Raw genomic sequence first — 662 nt, forward strand, 5'->3', positions numbered from 1 at the left:
AGAATACACTCATCACTGCGTTACTATAAATACGCCTTTAAATTAATATAACACTTCTATTAAAAATATATAACTTACTCATTTTATTAACAGTATACTTATGATAAATAAAGCTTTAATCAATGCACTATGTACAATTGGGATGTTTTTGCTAGTCATCGGATGTATCCAACTAGATATTTTATATTTTCACAATAACATGGGTGAAGAATCTGTCACCGAAACAATGCAGCTTATTATGCTAGGAATTACCATCTATAGTTTTATTAAAGTAGGAAAAGTAAAACCAGAACTGCGCCACGCCGCTTTTCTTATTGCTGCTTTCTATACTGTGCTTTTCATCCGAGAAAACGATGGAGCACTTGACTATATCTACCACGGTGCTTGGGAAGTACCCGCTCTTTTAGTTACTGCCATAGGTATAAGATTGGCTTATAAAGGTGGCAAGAATACAATCGAACAAATGGCTACAATACTTAAAACTAAACATATGAATGGTGTGATTACATCAACATTAATGTTACTCGTTTTCTCACGGTTATATGGTATGAAAGAGTTGTGGTCTAGCCTAACTAGTGAAAGCTATGCTCGTGTAATAAAAAATATATCTGAAGAAAGCATTGAATTATTATGTTATTCATTAATAGTTTATAGCACAATAT

The 662-nt window shown here is 32.5% G+C and carries 1 protein-coding gene; it reads left to right on the forward strand.

Going from position 1 to position 662, the window contains the following annotated elements:
• Nucleotides 1-100: 100 nt before the first annotated feature.
• Nucleotides 101-662: hypothetical protein (locus tag F9817_RS23730; protein ID WP_161158662.1), on the forward strand; the 562-nt coding region annotated here is incomplete at its 3' end.

This window comes from Vibrio eleionomae (genome assembly GCF_009874545.1).
GTDB lineage: Bacteria > Pseudomonadota > Gammaproteobacteria > Enterobacterales > Vibrionaceae > Vibrio > Vibrio nitrifigilis.